Consider the following 17,629-nt stretch of genomic DNA (forward strand, 5'->3'; position numbering starts at 1 on the left):
TTCGGCCGGGTTTCTTGTTTTTGAGCCGCACCTTCCGGCCTCGGTCGGGTTTCTCAGATTCTGCGCACGCGTACCCTCCGAACCCCGAAACGCTCGCCCCCGCGCCAAGCCCGCGCGGGTCGCATGCCATAATTCACGACCAACCACGGCCCATCCGCTTATGTCCCGCGAAATCGTCGTCTCCAACGCGCTGCCCTACGCCAACGGGGAACTCCACCTCGGTCATTTGGTCGGCTACATGCAGGCCGACATCTGGGTGCGCGCGCAGCGGATGAGCGGCAACACCGTGCACTACGTCTGCGCCGACGACACCCACGGCACGCCGATCATGCTCGGCGCGGAAAAAGCCGGGAAAACGCCGGAGGCTTACATCGCCGACATCAAGGTCCGGCACGAGCTCGACTTCCGCGATTTCGGCGTGCATTTCGATCATTACGACTCGACCCACTCGGCCGGCAACCGCACGCTGACCGAAGGCTTCTACGCGCGCCTGGACAACAACGGCCATGTCAGCCGGCGTTCGGTCGCGCAGTTGTACGACCCGGTCAAGGGCATGTTCCTGCCCGACCGCTACGTCAAGGGCATCTGCCCGAACTGCGGCACGCCCGACCAATACGGCGACAACTGCGAGAACTGCGGCGCGACCTACGCGCCCACCGAACTCAAGGAACCGCGCTCGGTGGTCAGCGGCGCGACGCCGGAGCTGCGCGACTCGGAGCACTTCTTCTTCGAGGTCGGCCACTTCGAGGCGTTCCTGCGCGAATGGCTGGCCAAGGACGTCGGCACGCCCGGTATCCGCGCCAAGCTGCACGAGTGGCTGGACGCCGAGGGCGGCCTGCGCGCCTGGGACATCTCGCGCGATGCGCCCTACTTCGGCTTCGAAATTCCCGGCCATCCGGGCAAGTACCTGTACGTGTGGATCGACGCGCCGATCGGCTACCTGAGCAGCTTCCAGGTGCTGTGCGAACGCGAAGGCCTGGACTTCTGGTCGTATCTGGCGCGCGACAGCCAGGCCGAGCTGCATCACTTCATCGGCAAGGACATCGTCACCTTCCACGGCCTGTTCTGGCCGGCGGTATTGCACGGCGCCGGTTTCCGCGCGCCGACGCGACTGCACGTCAACGGCTATCTGATGGTCAACAGCGAGAAGATGTCGAAATCGCGCGGGACTTTCATCATGGCTCGCACCTATCTCGACGTCGGCCTGGACCCGGAAGCGCTGCGTTATTACTTCGCCACCAAGACCAGCGGCGGCGTCGAGGACATCGATTTGAACCTCGCCGATTTCGTCGCGCGGGTGAACGCCGACGTGGTCGGCAAGTTCGTCAACCTCGCCAGCCGCTGCGCCGGCTTCATCGAAAAGCGCTTCGACGGCCGTCTGGCCGATGCGTTGCCGGATGCGGCTATGTACCAGCGTTTCGTCGATCAGCTGATCCCGATCGCGCAGGCCTACGATCGCAACGAAGCCGCGACCGCGCTGCGCCTGACCATGGCGCTGGCCGATGAAGCCAACAAGTACATCGACGAGTACAAGCCGTGGGTGCTGGCCAAGCAGGACGGCGCCGACGCGCAGTTGCAGGCCGTGTGCACGCAGGGACTGAATTTGTTCCGCGTGCTCGCCGCCGCGCTCAAGCCGGTGCTGCCGCGCGTGGCCGCGCAGGCCGAGGCCTTCCTGCAGGCGCCGGTCGCGCATTGGAGCGATCTGGCCGCGCCGCTGACCGCGCACACCATCGGCGCCTACACGCCGTTGTTCACCCGTATCGACACGAAACTGATTGAGAACATGATCGAAGCCAGCAAGGAATCCCTCGCCCCGTCCGCGCCGACGGCCGACACCGCCGCTAAACCCGCCGCGTCCGCCAAACCCGAGGCGGCCAAACCCGCTGTGGCCGCGAAGGCCGAAGCCGGCGCCGCCGCGACCATCGCGATCGACGACTTCGCCAAGCTCGACCTGCGCGTGGGCAAAGTGCTGGCCTGCGAATTCGTGGAAGGCTCCGACAAGCTGCTGCGCTTCGAACTCGACGCAGGCGATCTGGGCAAGCGCCAGATCTTCTCCGGCATCCGCGGCTCCTACGCCGAACCGGAAAAGCTGCTCGGCCGCAGCGTGGTGTTCATCGCCAACCTCGCCCCGCGCAAGATGCGCTTCGGCCTGAGCGAAGGCATGATCCTGTCGGCCGGTTTCGACGGCGGCGACTTGTTCCTGCTCGACGCCGACGGCGGCGCCGCGCCGGGCATGCCGGTGCGTTGAGGCAAGGAATGAGTGAATAGGAGTGAGGAACGAGTAAAGGCAGAAGCGAGAGCCCGGTTGAAGCGTAACGGCGCGTCGCCCTTGGCTTTTACTCGTTCCTCACTCCTGCGAACTCATTCCTCCCCACCCATGGACCTGATCGAACGCCTCGACCGACTCCTGCCGCAGACCCAATGCGGCCAGTGCGGTTACGCCGGTTGCCGGCCGTATGCCGAAGCGATGGCGCAGGGTCAGGCCGATATCGATCGCTGTCCGCCCGGCGGCGACGCCGGCGCGCGCGCGCTGGCGCGGCTGCTCGGCGTGGCCGCGCGTCCCTACGATCGCGCCCGCGGCGAGCACAAGCCGGCGCCGGTGGCGTTGATCGTCGAAGCCGATTGCATCGGCTGCACCAAGTGCATCCAGGCCTGTCCGGTCGATGCGATCATCGGCGCGTCCAAGCACATGCACACGGTCATCGAACCGCTGTGCACCGGTTGCGAGCTGTGCGTTCCGGCCTGTCCGGTGGATTGCATCGTGCTGGTGCCGGCAGTGCAGGCCGGCGCGGCGGCGATGCGCGGCGCAGTCTGATCCGCGGCGCGAATCGGCGTTCGCGGTCTCCGGGCTGAGCACCGCACCGCACCGCGGCGCGCGAACGCGACTACGAAACCTTATCGAGCGGGCTTGCCCGAGCCGGTCTTCACCGGCTTGCCGCTGGCGCCGCCGGCTTCCGTCGCTTCGGCTGGTGCCGGCGCCACCGGCGCGGCCAGATCGGGCGTGCCGCTCGCGCAGGCCGCGCACACGCGCTCGACCTTGTAGCCCTTGCCGCGCAGGCGCTCGATCAGACCATCGTCGCCGAGCAGGTGCAGACTGCCGACCACGACTAGAGTTTCGCCCTTCTTCGCATCGTCGAGCAGCTTCTGGATCTGCGGCACCCAGGCGTCGTTGCGCTCGGTGTTGACCATGCGATAGGTCTGCGGCGTCTTGTCCTTCATCTCGCGCCGGGCCTTTTCGTCCAGCTCGGCCAGATCGGCGTTGCGCCAGGCCTTGTGGATGTCTTCGAGCATGCCCGGCACTTCGTCGGGCTTGTCGAGGAATTCGCGCAGGCCCTTGATCTGTTCGTCCACCGGGCCCGAGTCCATGACATCGAGCTGGTGATCCATGCTCTCCAGACCGCTGGTGGCTTTGCCGGCTTCGGCGGCCTGGCGCATCAGGTATTGATCCAGGCCCAGTTGCGGGCTGAAGCCGATCGACTGCGACACGCCCAGCACCAGCGACAGATTGACGAACCACGGCTCCAGCGCATCGACCTGACTCAGCGAGCGGCCGTTCTTGGCCAGCACGCGATTGAGTTTTTCGCGCAGGTCCGCGGGCAACTCCTTGCTGAGGGTACCGCCGTCCTGGTAACGCGCGCGCTGCATGAAGCGCTGGCCGACGGTGGGGTCGAACATTTCCTCCGGCGCGACTTCAAACACCACCTTGTCGGAAGCGGCGAAGGCCTGGTCGATATCGGCCGACAGCGGATAGTCGTCGGCGCGCAGCAGATGGAAGGAACCGAGCAGATACACCGCGTTGTCGGCGTCGGAAATCTTCCACAGCAGCGGCACCGGCGGCGCCTTGGCAGCGGCCGGCGCGGCCTGTTCGCCGCCGGCGACCGCGGTGGCGGAGGTCAGCGACACGCTGAGCAGGCTCGCGGTCAGCAACGGCAGGGCGAACAACTTCAAAAACCGCATCGGCGGGGAGTTCCTTGATTCACGGTGGGTGCGACGGCGATCGCGCCGGTCCGGCGCGTCGTCACGAAGCATGCGGCGCGGCCGGGGCGGCGCCCGCGTCGGATTTGTACGTCTTCTCGCCCGCGGTGATCTCCAGGTTCAGGCGATTGCCTTCCGGCGGCAGCGGGCAGGTCGCGAACGCGGTGAACGCGCATGGTGGGTTGTAGGCCTTGTTGAAATCGACCGTGACCTTGCCCTGCAGATTCGGCCGCGGTACGTCGAGGAAACGGCCGGCGCTGTAGCTGGTATGGCCGCTGGTGCGGTCGGCGAAAACCAGCATGAGTTCGTCGTCGCCTTCGTCCAGCGCTTCGATGCGATAGGTCTGGCCATCGCGCTCGAACTCGATCGCGCCCGGATTCGGCGTGGCTTCGATGTTGCCGATGATGTTGGCCACATCGATGGTCTTGCCGGCCGGATGGGCGACGAACTTGGCCGTGATTTTCCAGTCTTCCTGCGCCGGCCAGTAGTCGATGCCCTTGAAGCCGGTGCGCGCCGGCGCGTCGGCGTGGCGCACGCGCAGGTAGTACTTGTCGCCGCGCTCTATCACCGTCAGCAGGCCTTTGCCTTCGTCGAAGCCGATCTTGCTCGGCCCGGCCGGATAGTCGTCGGCGAGCAGGCTGACCGCGCCCTTGAGCGGCTGATCGTTCAAGGTCAGCGCCACCCCGCTTTCGGGCACGAAACGCAGGCGGCCCTTGTCCAGCGACAGCAGGCCGATGTGCTCCGGCCCCAGCAGCAGGCGGATGCCGTTGTCGGGATCGCTGCCGAAATAATGCGAGCCCGGATCGACCGGATGCAGGCCGATCAGGCTGGTCCAGCCGTCGGGCTTGGTCAGCTCGGCGCGGCGCTGTTCGCGCCACAGTTGCTCGTCGCGGGAGAAATTCTCGCTGGCCTGGGCCACGCTGGCGGCTTCGCGCTTGCGCTCGGCCTGCTGCTCGGGCGAGTCGCAGCCGGCCAGCGCCGGCAACAGCAATACGGCGCACAACAACGGCATGCCAAGGCCTGGCAACAACGGGCGGACTGCAGACATCTCAACGTCCTCGCAGGAACCAACGATCGATTTCGGGCAGGGAGAAGCGCGCCCAGGTAGGGCGCCCATGATTGCATTGGCCGGAGCGTTCGGTCGCTTCCATTTCGCGCAGTAAGGCGTTCATTTCCGGCAAAGTGAGACGGCGGTTGGCGCGCACCGCGCCGTGGCAGGCCATGGTCGAAAGCAGTTCGTCGCGCGCGGCCGCGACCCGGCGCGATTCGCCGTGTTCGCGCAGGTCGGCCAGCACGTCGCGCAGCAGCGCCTCGACGTCGCCGTGGGCGAGCAAGGCCGGCACCGCGCGCAGGGTCAGCGACTGCGGGCCGCTGCGGGTGACTTCGAAACCCAGCGCGATCAGCGTGGCCTCCTCGCGCTCGGCGACCTCGGCCTCGCGCTCGGACACCGCCAGCGTCGCCGGCACCAGCAGCGGCTGCGTGCGCAGGCCCTCGCCGTCGTGCGCGGTCTTGAGTTTTTCGTAGCCGATGCGCTCGTGCGCGGCGTGCATATCCACCACGATCAGGCCTTCGGCGCTTTCGGCCAGTACGTAGATGCCGTGCAACTGGGCGATGGCATAGCCCAGCGGCGGCAGGCTGTCGTCGTCGCTGCGCGGCAGCGCCGGCAACGGCATGCCCGGAGACGGCGCGGCGTAGGCGCTGCCGGAGCCGGCATACAGTCCGGCGCCCGGCGCGGGGCCGGACACCGAGCCGCCGCCGTTTCCGTACAGCGCGGCATAGCCGGCCTGGGTTTCGCGCACCTGCAGGCCCAGCGGCGCGGTCGGCCGGTACTGGTACATGTTCGACGGCGCGGCGCCCTCGCCGTTCGCGGCAGCGAACGGGTCGCCGCCGCCGGGCACCTGCGCCGACGGCAAGGTGCCGGCGCGGGTTTCGGCCAGAGCGTCGTTGAGGGTGCGGTAGACGAAGTCGTGGATCAGCCGAGCATCGCGAAAGCGCACTTCGTGCTTGGCCGGATGCACGTTGACGTCCACCCGGCGCGGGTCGAGTTCCAGAAACAGCACGTACGCCGGCTGGCGTCCGTGGAACAGCACGTCGGCATAGGCCTGCTTGACCGCGTGGGCGATGCTGCGATCGCGCACCGAGCGGCCGTTGCAATACAGGTACTGCTGATCGGCGCTGGCGCGGTTGTAGGAAGGCTGCGCGATCCAGCCGTGCAGGCGCAGGCCGGCGCCGCTGTGGTCCACGCGCAGCGCGTTCTTGGCGAATTCCTCGCCCAGCGCTTCGCCGATGCGCACGTCCGACAGGCCCATATCGACCAGATCGCCCTCGCCTTTCCAGCGCCGCGTCGCCTTGCCGTTGTGCGAGACGCGCAGTTCGACGTCGGGCCGCGCCAGCGCCAGTTGCCGCAGCCATTCCTCGATATGGCCCAACTCGGTGCGCTCGGCCTTGAGGAATTTGCGCCGCGCCGGCACGTTGAAGAACAGGTCGCGCACCTCGACCGTGGTGCCTTGCGGATGCGACTTGGGCGTGACTTCGCCGAGACGGCCGCCGTCGATTTCCAGCACCGCGCCGCGGTCCTCGCCGATCCGCCGCGACGACAGCGCGAAGCGGCTGACCGAGGCGATCGACGGCAAGGCTTCGCCGCGGAAGCCCAGGGTGGTGACACCTTCCAGGTCGTCGAGCGAAGCGATCTTGCTGGTGGCGTGGCGCGACACCGCCAGCGGCAGTTCCTCCGGCGCGATGCCGTTGCCGTCGTCGCGGATGCGGATCAGGCGCACGCCGCCTTCTTCCAGGTCGATATCGACCCGTCGCGCGCCGGCGTCGAGCGCGTTCTCGACCAGTTCCTTGACCACGGACGCGGGCCGTTCGACCACTTCGCCGGCGGCGATCTGGTTGATGAGGGTATCGGGGAGTTGGCGGATGCTCACAGGCGGCGTTTCGGTGCGCGCGGCACCGTGGGGGGATGGGGATCGATGATAGCCGCTGGGTGCCGGTCGCCGCGATCCGCTGCTTGTGGTTTGGAGCGGGTTGGTGATGGCGCGCGGGCAAAAGCGCCCTCATCCGCCCTCCGGGCACCTTCTCCCGCAAGCGGGAGAAGGGCTCGATTCCGCTGCTTCTCTCGCAATTGAAGCAGCACCAGATACCGCTACCGATACTGAGCCCCTCTCCCGCTTGCGGGAGAGGGGTTGGGGTGAGGGCCTCCGCCCAAAAACGAAAACGGCCCCGAAGGGCCGTTCGCCAAAACCTGAGCCGCCACCACGCGAACCTCAGGGACTGCCACCCCCGCCAAACCCGCCCGGCGAAGCCTGCTGGGCCTCGGCGCGCGCCGCGTACATCGTGCCCGGCGGCGGCTGACGGGTGAAATAGGTGTTGATTCCGCCCAGCACCGCGCGCGCCAGCGCGCGCTGGTGCGAGGGATCGGTCAGGCGGCGCTCTTCGTCCGGATTGGAGATGAAGGCGGTCTCGACCAGCATCGCCGGCATGTCCGAGGTGCGCAGCACCGCGAAGTTGGCGCGCTCGATATGCGGCTTGTGATTGTTGCCGACATCCTTGAGGCCATCGAGCACATGCCCGGCCGCGTCTTCGGAGGCCTTCATGTGTCCGCTCTGAGTCAGGTCCAGCAGCACCGACGCCAGGGTGTTGTCGGTCTGCTGCAGACGCACGCCGCCGATCAGATCGGAGGCGTTTTCCTTGTCGGCCAGCCAGCGCGCGCGCTGCGAGGACGCGCCCTTGAGCGAGAGCACGTACACCGACGAGCCCTTGGCGGCGCGGTTTTCGGCGGCATCGGCGTGGATCGAGATGAACATGTCGGCCTTCGCCTGACGCGCCAGCGCGGCACGGCGCGGCAGCGGAATGAACACGTCCGAATCGCGGGTCATGTAGGCCTTCAGGCCCGGCGTGGAATTGATCTGGCGCGCCAGTTCGCGGCCGATCGCCAGGGTCACGTCTTTCTCGCGCTTGCCGGTCAGGCCGATCGCGCCGGGGTCCTGGCCGCCGTGGCCGGGATCGATGGCGATGATCAACGGACGCATGCCGCGGCCGCGCATCACGTCCTTCATGGTCTTGACCGCGCCCGGCGGCGGCAATGCCTCAGGCGCGGGCGCGGTTTCGGCGGCCATGGCCGGCGCGCCCGGCATCGGCGTCGGCACACCGGTGGCGACGCGGGTGGGCACGCCGGTGGCGATGCGGGTCGGCACGCCGGTCGCGACCGTGGTCGGCACCGGCGCCTGCGCGGCCTGTTCGAAGATCGCCTGGGTGGCGGCCTGATTCACGGCTTGATTGGCGGTTGGCTGCGCGGAGTTGTAGGCCGATGGCGCCGGCGCGGCGGCCTGCGCGATGTTCTGCGGCGGCGGCGCCGCGGGCTGCACCGACACCGACGCGCCCATGGGCAACTGCGCGGTCGATGCGGCCGGACGCGGCGCGGCCTGATGAGTCGCGGCGCCACGCGCGGCGAGTTCGGCGATCAGCTTCTGGGTCGCCGCGTTCGAAGCCGCAGCCGGATCGGCTTCGGTCTGCGCGGCCACAACGGCCGGGTTGGCCGCGACCTGCGGTGCCGGCGCGCTCGGCGCGGCCGCCACGGCAGCGGCGGGCGCGGCGGCGGATTCGCTGCCGTCGCCCGGCCATTCCAGCACCAGACGCGGACCCGAGGCGCCCTGCTCGATACGCGGCTTCATCGCCGCGACCGGCTGGGCCAGGTCGAACACGATGCGCGCGGTTCCCGGCTGCGGCTCGCCGCTGCGCACGGATTTGACGATGCCGGCGCCGGCCGGAAGCTTGATGTTCTTGCCCAAGTGCGAGGCGGGCAGATCCACGACCAGGCGGTCGGGGCCCTTCAGGCTGATGACTTTGTATTCGCCGGCGCCGTCGAGGGCGATCTCGGCGCGGGTGCCGGTGGAGCCGCTGCGCAGCTCCAAGCCCTTGATTTCACTGGCGTGCGCGAGGTTCCAGGCCAGCGCCGCAAGCAGCGCCAAGCCGAGCAGGAATTTCTGAACAGTGGCCCCTTTTACTCGCATGGGTGTAAGTCAAGCACCGGAATTGATGAATTGCAAGTATTTTTCCCTTGCAAATCCGGTACCTGCCGCTACTTCCTATGGAATCGTTCAGGAGTCGGCCGCAAACGCCTGCGGGTCGGTTACCCGGTTAAGGGCCGCCAGCCACTCGCGCCCGCCCCGGGTGGAGGCGCTCAGGCCGGCGCGACGGCCGCTCCCGTCCACGGCCAGATCGATCCGCAGATCGGCCGCCGGCAGCCAGCCCTGGCCGCGTTCGGGCCATTCGATCAGCCACAGCGAGGCTTCGCCGCCGTCCAGGCCGAGGAATTCCAGCTCGCCGGCGTCTCCGATCCGGTACAGGTCCATGTGCCAAGCCTCGCCGCCGTCGCTGAGCGGGTAGCGTTCGACCAGGGTGTAGGTCGGGCTGCGGATCGCGCCCTGCACACCCAGCGCGCGCAGCAGGGCGCGCGCCAAGGTGGATTTGCCCGCGCCCAGATCGCCGTGCAGATGCACGTGCAACACCGGCATCGGCGCGAGTTGCGCGCGCGCTTGCGCCAACGCCGCGCCGAGCGCGTCGGTGGCGTCGGCGTCGGCCAACATCAGGCTCAACGATGGCGAAGCGTTCGATGCGATTTCGGATGCGTTCGCGGAATGGTTCGGACTCATCATCGCGTCAGTGTATTGGCAACGGACGGGTTGGCGCAGCGACGCAGCCACGGCATCAGATCGCTCGGCAACAGACCGCGCTCGCCGTCTTCGCGCGCGGCGCAGTCGCCGGCCACCGAATGCAGCAACGCGCCGCAACTGGCCGCATCGAACGAGTTCAAGCCTTGCGCGCGCAAGGCCGCGATCACGCCGCTGAGCACATCGCCCATGCCGCCGACCGCCATGCCCGGATTGCCCGCGCCGATCACCCGCACGCCCGAACCGGGCGCGGCGATCAAGCTGCCCGCGCCCTTGAGCACGACCGTGCAGTGGTAGTGATCGGCGAGCGCGCGCACCGCGGAGTAACGATCCGATTGCACGCGCGCGGTATCGCTGCCGAGCAGGCGCGCGGCTTCGCCCGGATGCGGCGTAAGGATGGTCTGGCTCGGCAACAGCCGCGGCTCGGCGGCGAGCAGGTTCAGCGCATCGGCGTCCAGCAGCAGCGGCTTGCCGCTTTCGATCACCGCGGAAAACAGCTGTTTTCCCCAGCTTTCCTGGCCAAGGCCGGGACCGATCGCGATCGCGTCCGCGGCGTCGATCGATGCGCGCAGATCGTCGGGATGTTCCACCGCGCGCGGCATCGCTTCGGGCAGGCGCGCGAGCATCGGCGCCACATGCGCCTGACGCGTCGCCGCATCCAGCAAACCCGCGCCGCTACGCAACGCCGCCTGCGCGCACAACAACAGCGCGCCGCCATGACCGTGATCGCCGCCGATGCACAGCACGCGGCCGTTGCGGCCCTTGTGGCTGTCGCGGCGGCGCCGATGCAGCCAGCGCGGCAGATCCTCGGCGCGCAGCCATTCGGCGACCGGATGCACGCCGTACGCGGGCAAGCGCAGTCCCAGATCGGCCAGACTCGCGGTGCCGACATGATCCAGGGCCGCGCCGGTGCGCAAGCCGGCCTTGCGCGCGATGAACTCGATGGTGCGTTCGGCGATCACCGCCGCGCCCTCGACCCGGCCGCGATCGGCATCGACGCCGCTGGGTGTGTCCAGTGAGAACACCGGCGCGCCATGGGCGTTGATGGCGTCGATCAACGCCACCGCCGCGCCTTCCGGCGGACGCTTCAGGCCGATGCCGAACAAGCCATCGACGATGGCGTCGGCGGCCGGCAAGGCGCCGTCGAATTCGATCGTGCTGCCGCCGGCGGCGGCGTACTCGGCGGCAGCGCGTTGCGCGAGCTTGCCGCGCGGCGCGTGTTCGCCCAGACGCACCACCGTTACCCGGCGCCCGGCCTGATGCGCGTGCGTGGCCATCACGTAGCCGTCGCCGCCGTTGTTGCCCGGGCCGCATACCACCAGCAGCGAATAGGCCTGGCTCCAGCGATCCAGCCATTCGCGCCAGGCCGCTTCGCCGGCGCGGCGCATCAGCGCGTAGCCGTCGCCGAGTTCGGCCGCGGCCGCGGTTTCCGCCGCGCGCAGCGCCGCGGCGTCGTACAGGCCCGTCGTCGGGGCGATCTGCGCAGTTTCAGCGATCTGGGACATGGCGCGATTCTATACTTGCCGCATCGTGAGCCAGCCCGACGCCCGCCCCACTTCGCCCGCCGCCGCGCCCGACTACGCGGCGCTGGCCGCGCGCATCCGCCAGATCGCGCGCGAATTCGGTTTTCAGCGTTGCGGCATCAGCGGCATCGAACTGGCGCAAGACGAGGCCTATCTGCTCGACTGGCTGGATCAGGGCCTGCACGGCTCGATGGACTGGATGGCCCGCCACGGCGATCTGCGCGCCCGTCCGAGCGCCTTGCTGCCGGGCACCTTGCGGGTGATCTCGGTCGGCCTGGACTACGGCCGCCGCGACGACGAAGACGCCTGGGCGACGCTGGCCGATCGCGAGCGCGCCTACGTCGCGCGCTACGCCCTGGGCCGCGACTACCACAAGCTGATGCGCCAGCGCTTGCAGCGCCTGGCCGACCGTCTGGCCGAGGTGGTCGGGCCGTTCGGCCATCGCGTGTTCGTCGATTCCGCGCCGGTGCTGGAACGCGCGCTGGCGCGCAACGCCGGGCTGGGCTGGATCGGCAAGCACACCTGCCTGATCGACAAGGACGGCGGCTCGTGGTTCTTCCTCGGCGAGATCTACGTCGATCTGCCGCTGCCGGTGGACACGCCGGCGACCGCGCACTGCGGCACCTGCACGCGCTGCATCGACATCTGCCCGACCCAGGCCATCGTCGCGCCGCACCGGTTGGATGCTCGGCGCTGCATCGCTTATCTGACGATCGAACACGAAGGCGCGATTCCGATCGAGCTGCGTCCGGCCATCGGCAACCGCATCTTCGGCTGCGACGACTGCCAGCTGGTCTGTCCCTGGAACAAGTTCGCCCAGCGCACCGACGAGCCGGACTTCCGCGCCCGCAACGATTTGGACAAGGCCACGCTGACGCAGTTGTTCGCCTGGGACGAGGCGGAGTTTCTGCAGCGCACCGAGGGCTCGGCGATCCGCCGCAGCGGGCATGAGCGCTGGCTGCGCAATATCGCGGTGGCGTTGGGGAATGCGGAGGATTCGCCGGAAGTTGTCGCGGCGTTGCGCGCCCGGCGCGAGGATCCCAGCGAGGTGGTGCGCGAGCATGTGGCGTGGGCGTTGGCGCGGCATGGAGTTGCGTAACGCCGCGTGCGCTTGAAGTTTTTTGTGGGAGGGGCTTCAGCCCCGATGCTCTTCGCTCCGGTCGCAGCGAACTGATCGAAGAGCATCGGGGCTGAAGCCGCTCCTCCAAAAGACCTCGTGGCTTGCGCAGGTTGCGCAACTGTCTTCTGCTCTGGCAGCCGATTCGCTCAAGCCGGATTCGCAACCTCGACCAGATTCCCATCCGGATCGCGGAAATATACCGACACGATCGGCCCGTTCGCGCCGGTGCGCGGCACCGGGCCTTCTTCGATCACGATGCCCAACTCGCCCAGCCGCGCGATCAGCTCATCCAGCGGCTCGTCGCTGATCACGCAGAAATCGCCGCTGCCGCCGGTGGGCGTCGCGGCCTTGGGCTCGAACTCGTGGCCGATCCGGTGCAGGTTGATCTTCCACCCGCCGAAATCCAGCGCCTTGCGCCCGCCCTTGAATTCGACGACGCGCGCATCCAGCGCGGCGCGGTAGAACGCGCAGGTGGCTTCGATCGAAGCCACGGTCAGAACGAAATGATCGAAACGCACCGCCATGTCGGCCACTCCCGAAAACACGAACGGCGCCGCGGCGCCGTTCGATTCATGCGAAAACCCCCGCGCCGGCTCAGCCGCGCAGCTTGCGCAGCAACTCGCGCGTCACCGGATCGTCGGCTTCGGCCTCGCCGGCCAGCGCCGGCAGCAGGCGGCTGGCGACCTGCTTGCCGAGCTCGACGCCGAACTGGTCGAAGGCGTTGATGCCCCAGAACACCGACTGCAGATACACGCTGTGCTCGTACATCGCCAGCAGCGCGCCAAGCGATTGCGGGGTCAGCGCGTCCAGCAGGATCGTCGTGCTCGGCCGTCCGCCGGCATAGGCGCGATGCGGATCGTCGCTGCTCTGGCCGTTGGCGAAGGCTTCCGTCTGCGCCAGCAGATTGGCGTGCAGCGCACGATGGTTCTGCGGATACGGCGCATCGGAACGGATCACGCCGATGAAGTCGGCCGGGACGATCGAAGTGCCTTGATGCAACGCCTGGAAGAAGCTGTGCTGGGTGTCGGTGCCGACCCCGCCCCACCACACCGGCACGGTGTCGCCGCCGACCGGCGAGCCGTCCAGGCGCGTGGACTTGCCCAGGCTTTCCATCACCAATTGCTGCAGATAGTTCGACAGCAGCTTGAGGCGATCGTCGTAAGCCAGCACGGCTTGCGTCGCATAACCCAGGCCGTTGCGGTTCCAGATCGCGGTCAGGGCGTGCCAGGCGGCGAGATTGCGCTCCAGCGGCGTTTCCAGCGCGTGCGCGTCCATCAGCGCGGCGCCGTCGAGGAATTCTTCGAACTTGTCCATGCCGATCGCCAATGCGATCGGCAAGCCCACCGCCGACCACAGCGAGTAACGGCCGCCGACCCAGTCCCACATCGGCAAGATGCGCTCGGACGGAATATTGAAGGCGCTGGCGGCGCGCTCGAGGTTGGCGCTGATCGCGTACAGACGCGAATCGTCGCCGAGCCAGTCGCGCAGGATGCCGCCGTTGAGCAGCGTCTCCTGCGTGCCGAAGGTTTTCGAGATCAGCAGCGCCGCGGTGCGCTTGGGATCGAGCCCCGCCAGCGTGCGCTGGGCGGCGTGGCCATCGACGTTGGACAGGAAATGCACGCGGAAGCGGCCGGGCGTGGCGCCGGTCAGCGCGTCCACGGCCAGACGCGGGCCGAGGTCGGAGCCGCCGATGCCGACGCTGACGATGTCGGTGACTTCGCTCGCGGCGAGTCGATCGACCACCGCGCGCATCTGCTTGCGCGCGGCCAGCGCCTGCTGGTGCGCGGCGCGGGCGGTTTCCGAAGACGACAAATCGCCGCGCAGCGCGGTATGCAGTGCCGGGCGGCCTTCGGTGAGATTGACGATCTCGCCGTCGAATAGCGCATGCAGGCGCTGGACGCTGCCGGCGGCCGCGGCGGCCTTCTGCAGCCACGCCAGGGCTTCGCGGTCGTAATGCTGGCGCGCGAAGCTGGCGTAGAGCGGGCCGACTTGCAGGGCGAAATCCGCGGCGCGGGCCGGGTCTTGCGCGATCAACCGGGGCAATGGAGTGACGGCGACGCGCCCGACCTCGGCGCGCAGCTCGTGAAGTCGGACGTCATCGCTCATCGTGCGAGAGGCTCTTGAAGTGGGTCGATCAGGCGGCTTGAGCCGGCATCGAGTGGTTGGTGTGTGTCAGCTGATTGTGCCGGTCCACGTAGACCAGGGTCGGCTTGTATTTCGCCGCCTCGGCTTCCTCGCAGATACCGTACGCGCAGATGATGACCAGATCGCCGGGCTGGGCCTTGTGGGCCGCTGCGCCGTTGACCGAGATCACCCCGCTGCCCTCTTCGCCGCGGATGGCGTAGGTGGAGAAGCGGTGGCCGCTGTTGATGTTGTAGATGTGGACCATCTCGTACTCGCGGATGCCCGAGATATCGAGCAGACGGCCGTCGATCGCGCAGGAGCCTTCGTAATGCAGCTCGGCGTGGGTGACGGTGGCGCGGTGGATCTTGGCCTTGAGCAGGTTCAGTTGCATGGTCGTTACTCGTGGGTCCGCAGGCGCGCGGGCGCGAAGGGCCTGAAGTCTAGCAGCGCATGGCGCGCTGCAACATGGGCGGGGGCCGGGTTGGGCGGAACGCAGCTTTCCTGTCGGCTGCGCCTGCGCTCCGGCGGCTCCGCGCGTGCGTTCAGGCGGTGAATTCCAGGTTGTCGATCAGGCGGGTGCGGCCCAGGCGGGCAGCGATCAGGGCCACACGGGCGCCGTCGCCCTGCCCCGGGGCGGATTCAGGAATGGTCAGGTCGGGGCGGCGGATGGCCGCGTAATCGACGGCGAAGCCGGCCGCGGCCAGACGTTCGCCGGCCTCGGCCTCGACCGCCTCGCGCTCGCGCCCGGCCTGAACGGCCTCGCGCATCGACTGCAGGACGCGGTGGATCTCCGCCGCCCGCGGGCGTTCTTCCGCCGACAGGTATTGATTGCGCGAGCTCATCGCCAGCCCGTCGGCTTCGCGCAGGGTCGGCGCGGCGACGATGTCCAGCGCGAAGGCCAGGTCGCGCACCAGGTAGCGGATCACCGCCAGCTGCTGGAAATCCTTGCGACCGAACACGGCCAGATCCGGGCCGACCTGATTGAACAAGCGCGCGACCACCGTCGCCACGCCGTCGAAATGGCCGGGACGGTGCGCGCCCTCCAGGGTTTCGGTAACGCCCGGCACGCTCACCTGCACGGTGTTCTGCGCGCCGAACGGGTACATGGTCTCGACCGAAGGCAGCCACAGCAGATCGCAGCCGGCCGCGCCCAGCCCTTCGGCATCGGCCTGCGGCGTGCGCGGATAGCGGCTGAAATCCTCATTCGGGCCGAACTGGGTCGGATTGACGAACACGCTCGCCACCACCCGGTCGGCGTGTTCGCGCGCGAGCCGGATCAGCGAATGATGGCCGGCGTGCAGATTGCCCATCGTCGGCACGAAGGCGATGCGTTGGCCGGCCTGGCGCCAGCTTGCGAGGGTGGAGCGCAGGGCGTCCAGTTGATCGACGGTCAGCATGCGGTACTCGTGATTGGGCAGCGCACTCCATGCGCGACGAAATCCGGCCGGTCCCGGCCGGATGACGCTTGAACAAACTCGGATATCGGGTCGGGCGCGGCGGATTTCCAGCGCCCGGCCGCGAGCGTCAGTCGTAGGAGTGCGAGGCGTCGGGGAAGGTGCCGCTGCGCACCGCGTCGGCGTAGGCGCGGAACGCGCCTTCGACCGAGCCGGCCTCGGCGAGGAAGTCCTTCACGAACTTGGGCCGGCGATGGCCCGAATTGACGCCGAGCAGATCGTGCAGCACCAGCACCTGGCCGTCGCAATGCGGGCCGGCGCCGATGCCGATAGTCGGAATGGCCAGGTCGGCGGTGATCGCCGCGGCCAAGCCGGTCGGCATGCATTCCAGCACCATCATCGCGGCGCCGGCCTCGGCCACCGCGCGCGCGTCGCTGCGCAGTTTGGTCGCGGTGGCGTCGTCGCGGCCCTGCAGCTTGTAGCCGCCCAGGCGCAGCACCGACTGCGGAGTCAGGCCCAGATGCGCGCAGACCGGAATCTCGCGCTCGACCAGGAAGCGGATCACCTCCAGCTTGTGCCCGGCGCCTTCCAGCTTGACCATCGCCGCGCCGGCCTGCAGCAAGGCGGTGGAGGCGACCAGCGCGCGCTCGGGCGTGGCGTCGGACTGGAACGGCAGGTCGGCGATCAACAGCGCCTTGGACAGGCCGCGGGCGACGCAGGCGGTGTGGTAGGCGATATCGGCCGTGGTCACCGGCAAGGTGCTGTTGTGGCCCTGCACGACCATGCCCAGCGAGTCGCCGACCAGCACCAGGTCGGTACCGGCGGCATCCATGGTGCGGGCGAAGCCGGCGTCGTAGGCGGTCAACATGACCAGCTTGCGGCCGTCGCGCTTGGCGTCGGCGAGCATGGGCACGGTCCAGGCTTTGCGTTTTTCGGAAGCGTTGGCGTCGGTCGGAGCCGAGGTGTACATGGGCGATTCGTCCGGTGGCGACGGACGTCGTGGGGAGAGCTCCATAACTTAGCAGGTCGACGACGGCGCGCGGCCCTCACCGGCGCAACACTGTCGGACCAACCGGGGATTGCGTCGCGATCCGCTCGCCGCGCCGTGCGCGATCCCGCGCGGCTTATTGCGAAGCTTGCCCGGCCGCTGTGCCCGGCCGGGCCGCAGGCCACCGGTCGATCGCCGCCGCCGCGAGGTCTGGCGAACCTTTATCGCTCGAAACGATCGTCCGAACCGATCGCCTGAATCTGGCCGGCGTCGATCCCGGCCAGGGCCTGGCGCGCCAAACCGATGCCCGGAATCCGCGCGTCCGGCGCGATCTCCACCAGCGGCACCAGCGCGAACGCGCGCTCGTGCAGATGCGGATGCGGCACGTGCAGGCCCGGCTCGGCGATGACCGCCTCGGCGTACAGCAGCAAGTCCAGGTCCAGCGTGCGCGGGCCCCAGCGGTCGCTGCCGTCGGCGCGGCGCGAACGCCCCGCGTCGCGCTCGATCTCCAGCATCGCCGCCAGCAGCTCGCGCGCCGTCAGCGCGGTGTCGAGCATCGCCACGGCGTTGAGGAAATCGGGTTGATCGGTCTGGCCCCAGGCCGGCGTGCGATACAGCTTCGACGCCCGCGACAGGCGCGTGCGCGGCAGCGCGTCGAGCGCGCGCAAGGCCGCGCGCAGGACCGCGGCGCTGTCGCCGAGATTGCTGCCCAGACCGACGAAGGCGACGGTCGCGGGATCGCTGGAGAGAGCCGGCATGCGTTTGGCGCAGGAAGGGAAAGACGGGTGAAGGCGACGGCGCGGGCCTCAGGCGGATTCGCCGCCTGCGCCCGA

At 68.7% G+C, this 17,629-nt stretch carries 14 protein-coding genes and 1 pseudogene; 3 read left to right on the plus strand and 12 right to left on the minus strand.

The window, feature by feature from the left end; all coding sequences use genetic code 11:
- Positions 1–160 precede the first annotated feature (160 nt).
- Both metG and rnfB read left to right on the plus strand, forming a co-directional pair.
- Positions 161–2,248 (plus strand): methionine--tRNA ligase, encoded by a 2,088-nt coding sequence (gene metG / locus LG3211_RS14300; protein WP_057943431.1) that lies wholly within the window; start codon positions 161–163, stop codon positions 2,246–2,248.
- Between the two features lie 129 nt (positions 2,249–2,377).
- Positions 2,378–2,815: an Rnf electron transport complex subunit RnfB gene (rnfB, locus tag LG3211_RS14305; RefSeq protein WP_083512542.1), complete on the plus strand. Its 438-nt coding sequence runs from the start codon at positions 2,378–2,380 to the stop codon at positions 2,813–2,815.
- 80 nt (positions 2,816–2,895) lie between these two features.
- Here the strand turns inward: rnfB and LG3211_RS14310 are convergent, their stop codons facing one another.
- The 6 genes from LG3211_RS14310 to LG3211_RS14335 form a co-directional block, all read right to left on the minus strand.
- Complete coding sequence (locus LG3211_RS14310) at positions 2,896–3,957, minus strand: TraB/GumN family protein (RefSeq protein WP_057943432.1); 1,062 nt, start codon at positions 3,955–3,957, stop codon at positions 2,896–2,898.
- 61 nt (positions 3,958–4,018) lie between these two features.
- A complete protein-coding gene (locus LG3211_RS14315; protein WP_057943433.1) occupies positions 4,019–5,023 on the minus strand; it encodes a DUF1684 domain-containing protein in 1,005 nt (334 codons plus the stop codon).
- Between the two features lies 1 nt (position 5,024).
- Positions 5,025–6,902: a DNA mismatch repair endonuclease MutL gene (gene mutL, locus LG3211_RS14320; RefSeq protein ID WP_057943434.1), complete on the minus strand. Its 1,878-nt coding sequence runs from the start codon at positions 6,900–6,902 to the stop codon at positions 5,025–5,027.
- A gap of 339 nt (positions 6,903–7,241) precedes the next feature.
- The gene (locus LG3211_RS27255) at positions 7,242–8,987 is read right to left on the minus strand and encodes an N-acetylmuramoyl-L-alanine amidase (protein ID WP_057943435.1); all 1,746 of its coding nucleotides are present in this window, start codon (positions 8,985–8,987) and stop codon (positions 7,242–7,244) included.
- An 87-nt stretch (positions 8,988–9,074) separates the two neighbouring features.
- A complete protein-coding gene (gene tsaE, locus LG3211_RS14330) occupies positions 9,075–9,563 on the minus strand; it encodes a tRNA (adenosine(37)-N6)-threonylcarbamoyltransferase complex ATPase subunit type 1 TsaE (protein ID WP_057945494.1) in 489 nt (162 codons plus the stop codon).
- Between the two features lie 65 nt (positions 9,564–9,628).
- Complete coding sequence (locus LG3211_RS14335) at positions 9,629–11,152, minus strand: bifunctional ADP-dependent NAD(P)H-hydrate dehydratase/NAD(P)H-hydrate epimerase (RefSeq protein WP_057943436.1); 1,524 nt, start codon at positions 11,150–11,152, stop codon at positions 9,629–9,631.
- Between LG3211_RS14335 and queG the strand changes: the two genes are divergently transcribed.
- Positions 11,151–12,269 carry a tRNA epoxyqueuosine(34) reductase QueG gene (queG, locus tag LG3211_RS14340; RefSeq protein WP_057943437.1) on the plus strand — a complete coding sequence of 373 codons (1,119 nt, stop codon included), beginning with the start codon at positions 11,151–11,153 and terminating at the stop codon, positions 12,267–12,269. The genes LG3211_RS14335 and queG overlap by 2 nt on opposite strands.
- 167 nt (positions 12,270–12,436) lie before the next feature.
- Here the strand turns inward: queG and LG3211_RS14345 are convergent, their stop codons facing one another.
- From LG3211_RS14345 to folK, 6 genes and pseudogenes are all read right to left on the minus strand, one after another.
- Entirely contained in the window at positions 12,437–12,814 is a 378-nt protein-coding gene (locus LG3211_RS14345) for a VOC family protein (RefSeq protein WP_057945495.1), read from the minus strand.
- A gap of 70 nt (positions 12,815–12,884) precedes the next feature.
- Positions 12,885–14,330 (minus strand): annotated as a pseudogene (gene pgi, locus LG3211_RS14350) (glucose-6-phosphate isomerase); the annotation flags it as partial.
- A gap of 94 nt (positions 14,331–14,424) precedes the next feature.
- Positions 14,425–14,805: an aspartate 1-decarboxylase gene (panD, locus tag LG3211_RS14355; RefSeq protein ID WP_057943438.1), complete on the minus strand. Its 381-nt coding sequence runs from the start codon at positions 14,803–14,805 to the stop codon at positions 14,425–14,427.
- Positions 14,806–14,956: 151 nt separating this feature from the next.
- Positions 14,957–15,811, minus strand: coding sequence for a pantoate--beta-alanine ligase (panC, locus tag LG3211_RS14360; RefSeq protein WP_057943439.1), 855 nt, complete (start codon positions 15,809–15,811; stop codon positions 14,957–14,959).
- Positions 15,812–15,938: 127 nt separating this feature from the next.
- Complete coding sequence (gene panB, locus LG3211_RS14365) at positions 15,939–16,778, minus strand: 3-methyl-2-oxobutanoate hydroxymethyltransferase (protein WP_057943440.1); 840 nt, start codon at positions 16,776–16,778, stop codon at positions 15,939–15,941.
- A gap of 239 nt (positions 16,779–17,017) precedes the next feature.
- A complete protein-coding gene (gene folK, locus LG3211_RS14370) occupies positions 17,018–17,554 on the minus strand; it encodes a 2-amino-4-hydroxy-6-hydroxymethyldihydropteridine diphosphokinase (protein ID WP_057943441.1) in 537 nt (178 codons plus the stop codon).
- Positions 17,555–17,629: the final 75 nt, after the last annotated feature.

It is taken from the genome of Lysobacter gummosus (assembly GCF_001442805.1).
Classification (GTDB): Bacteria; Pseudomonadota; Gammaproteobacteria; order Xanthomonadales; family Xanthomonadaceae; genus Lysobacter; species Lysobacter gummosus.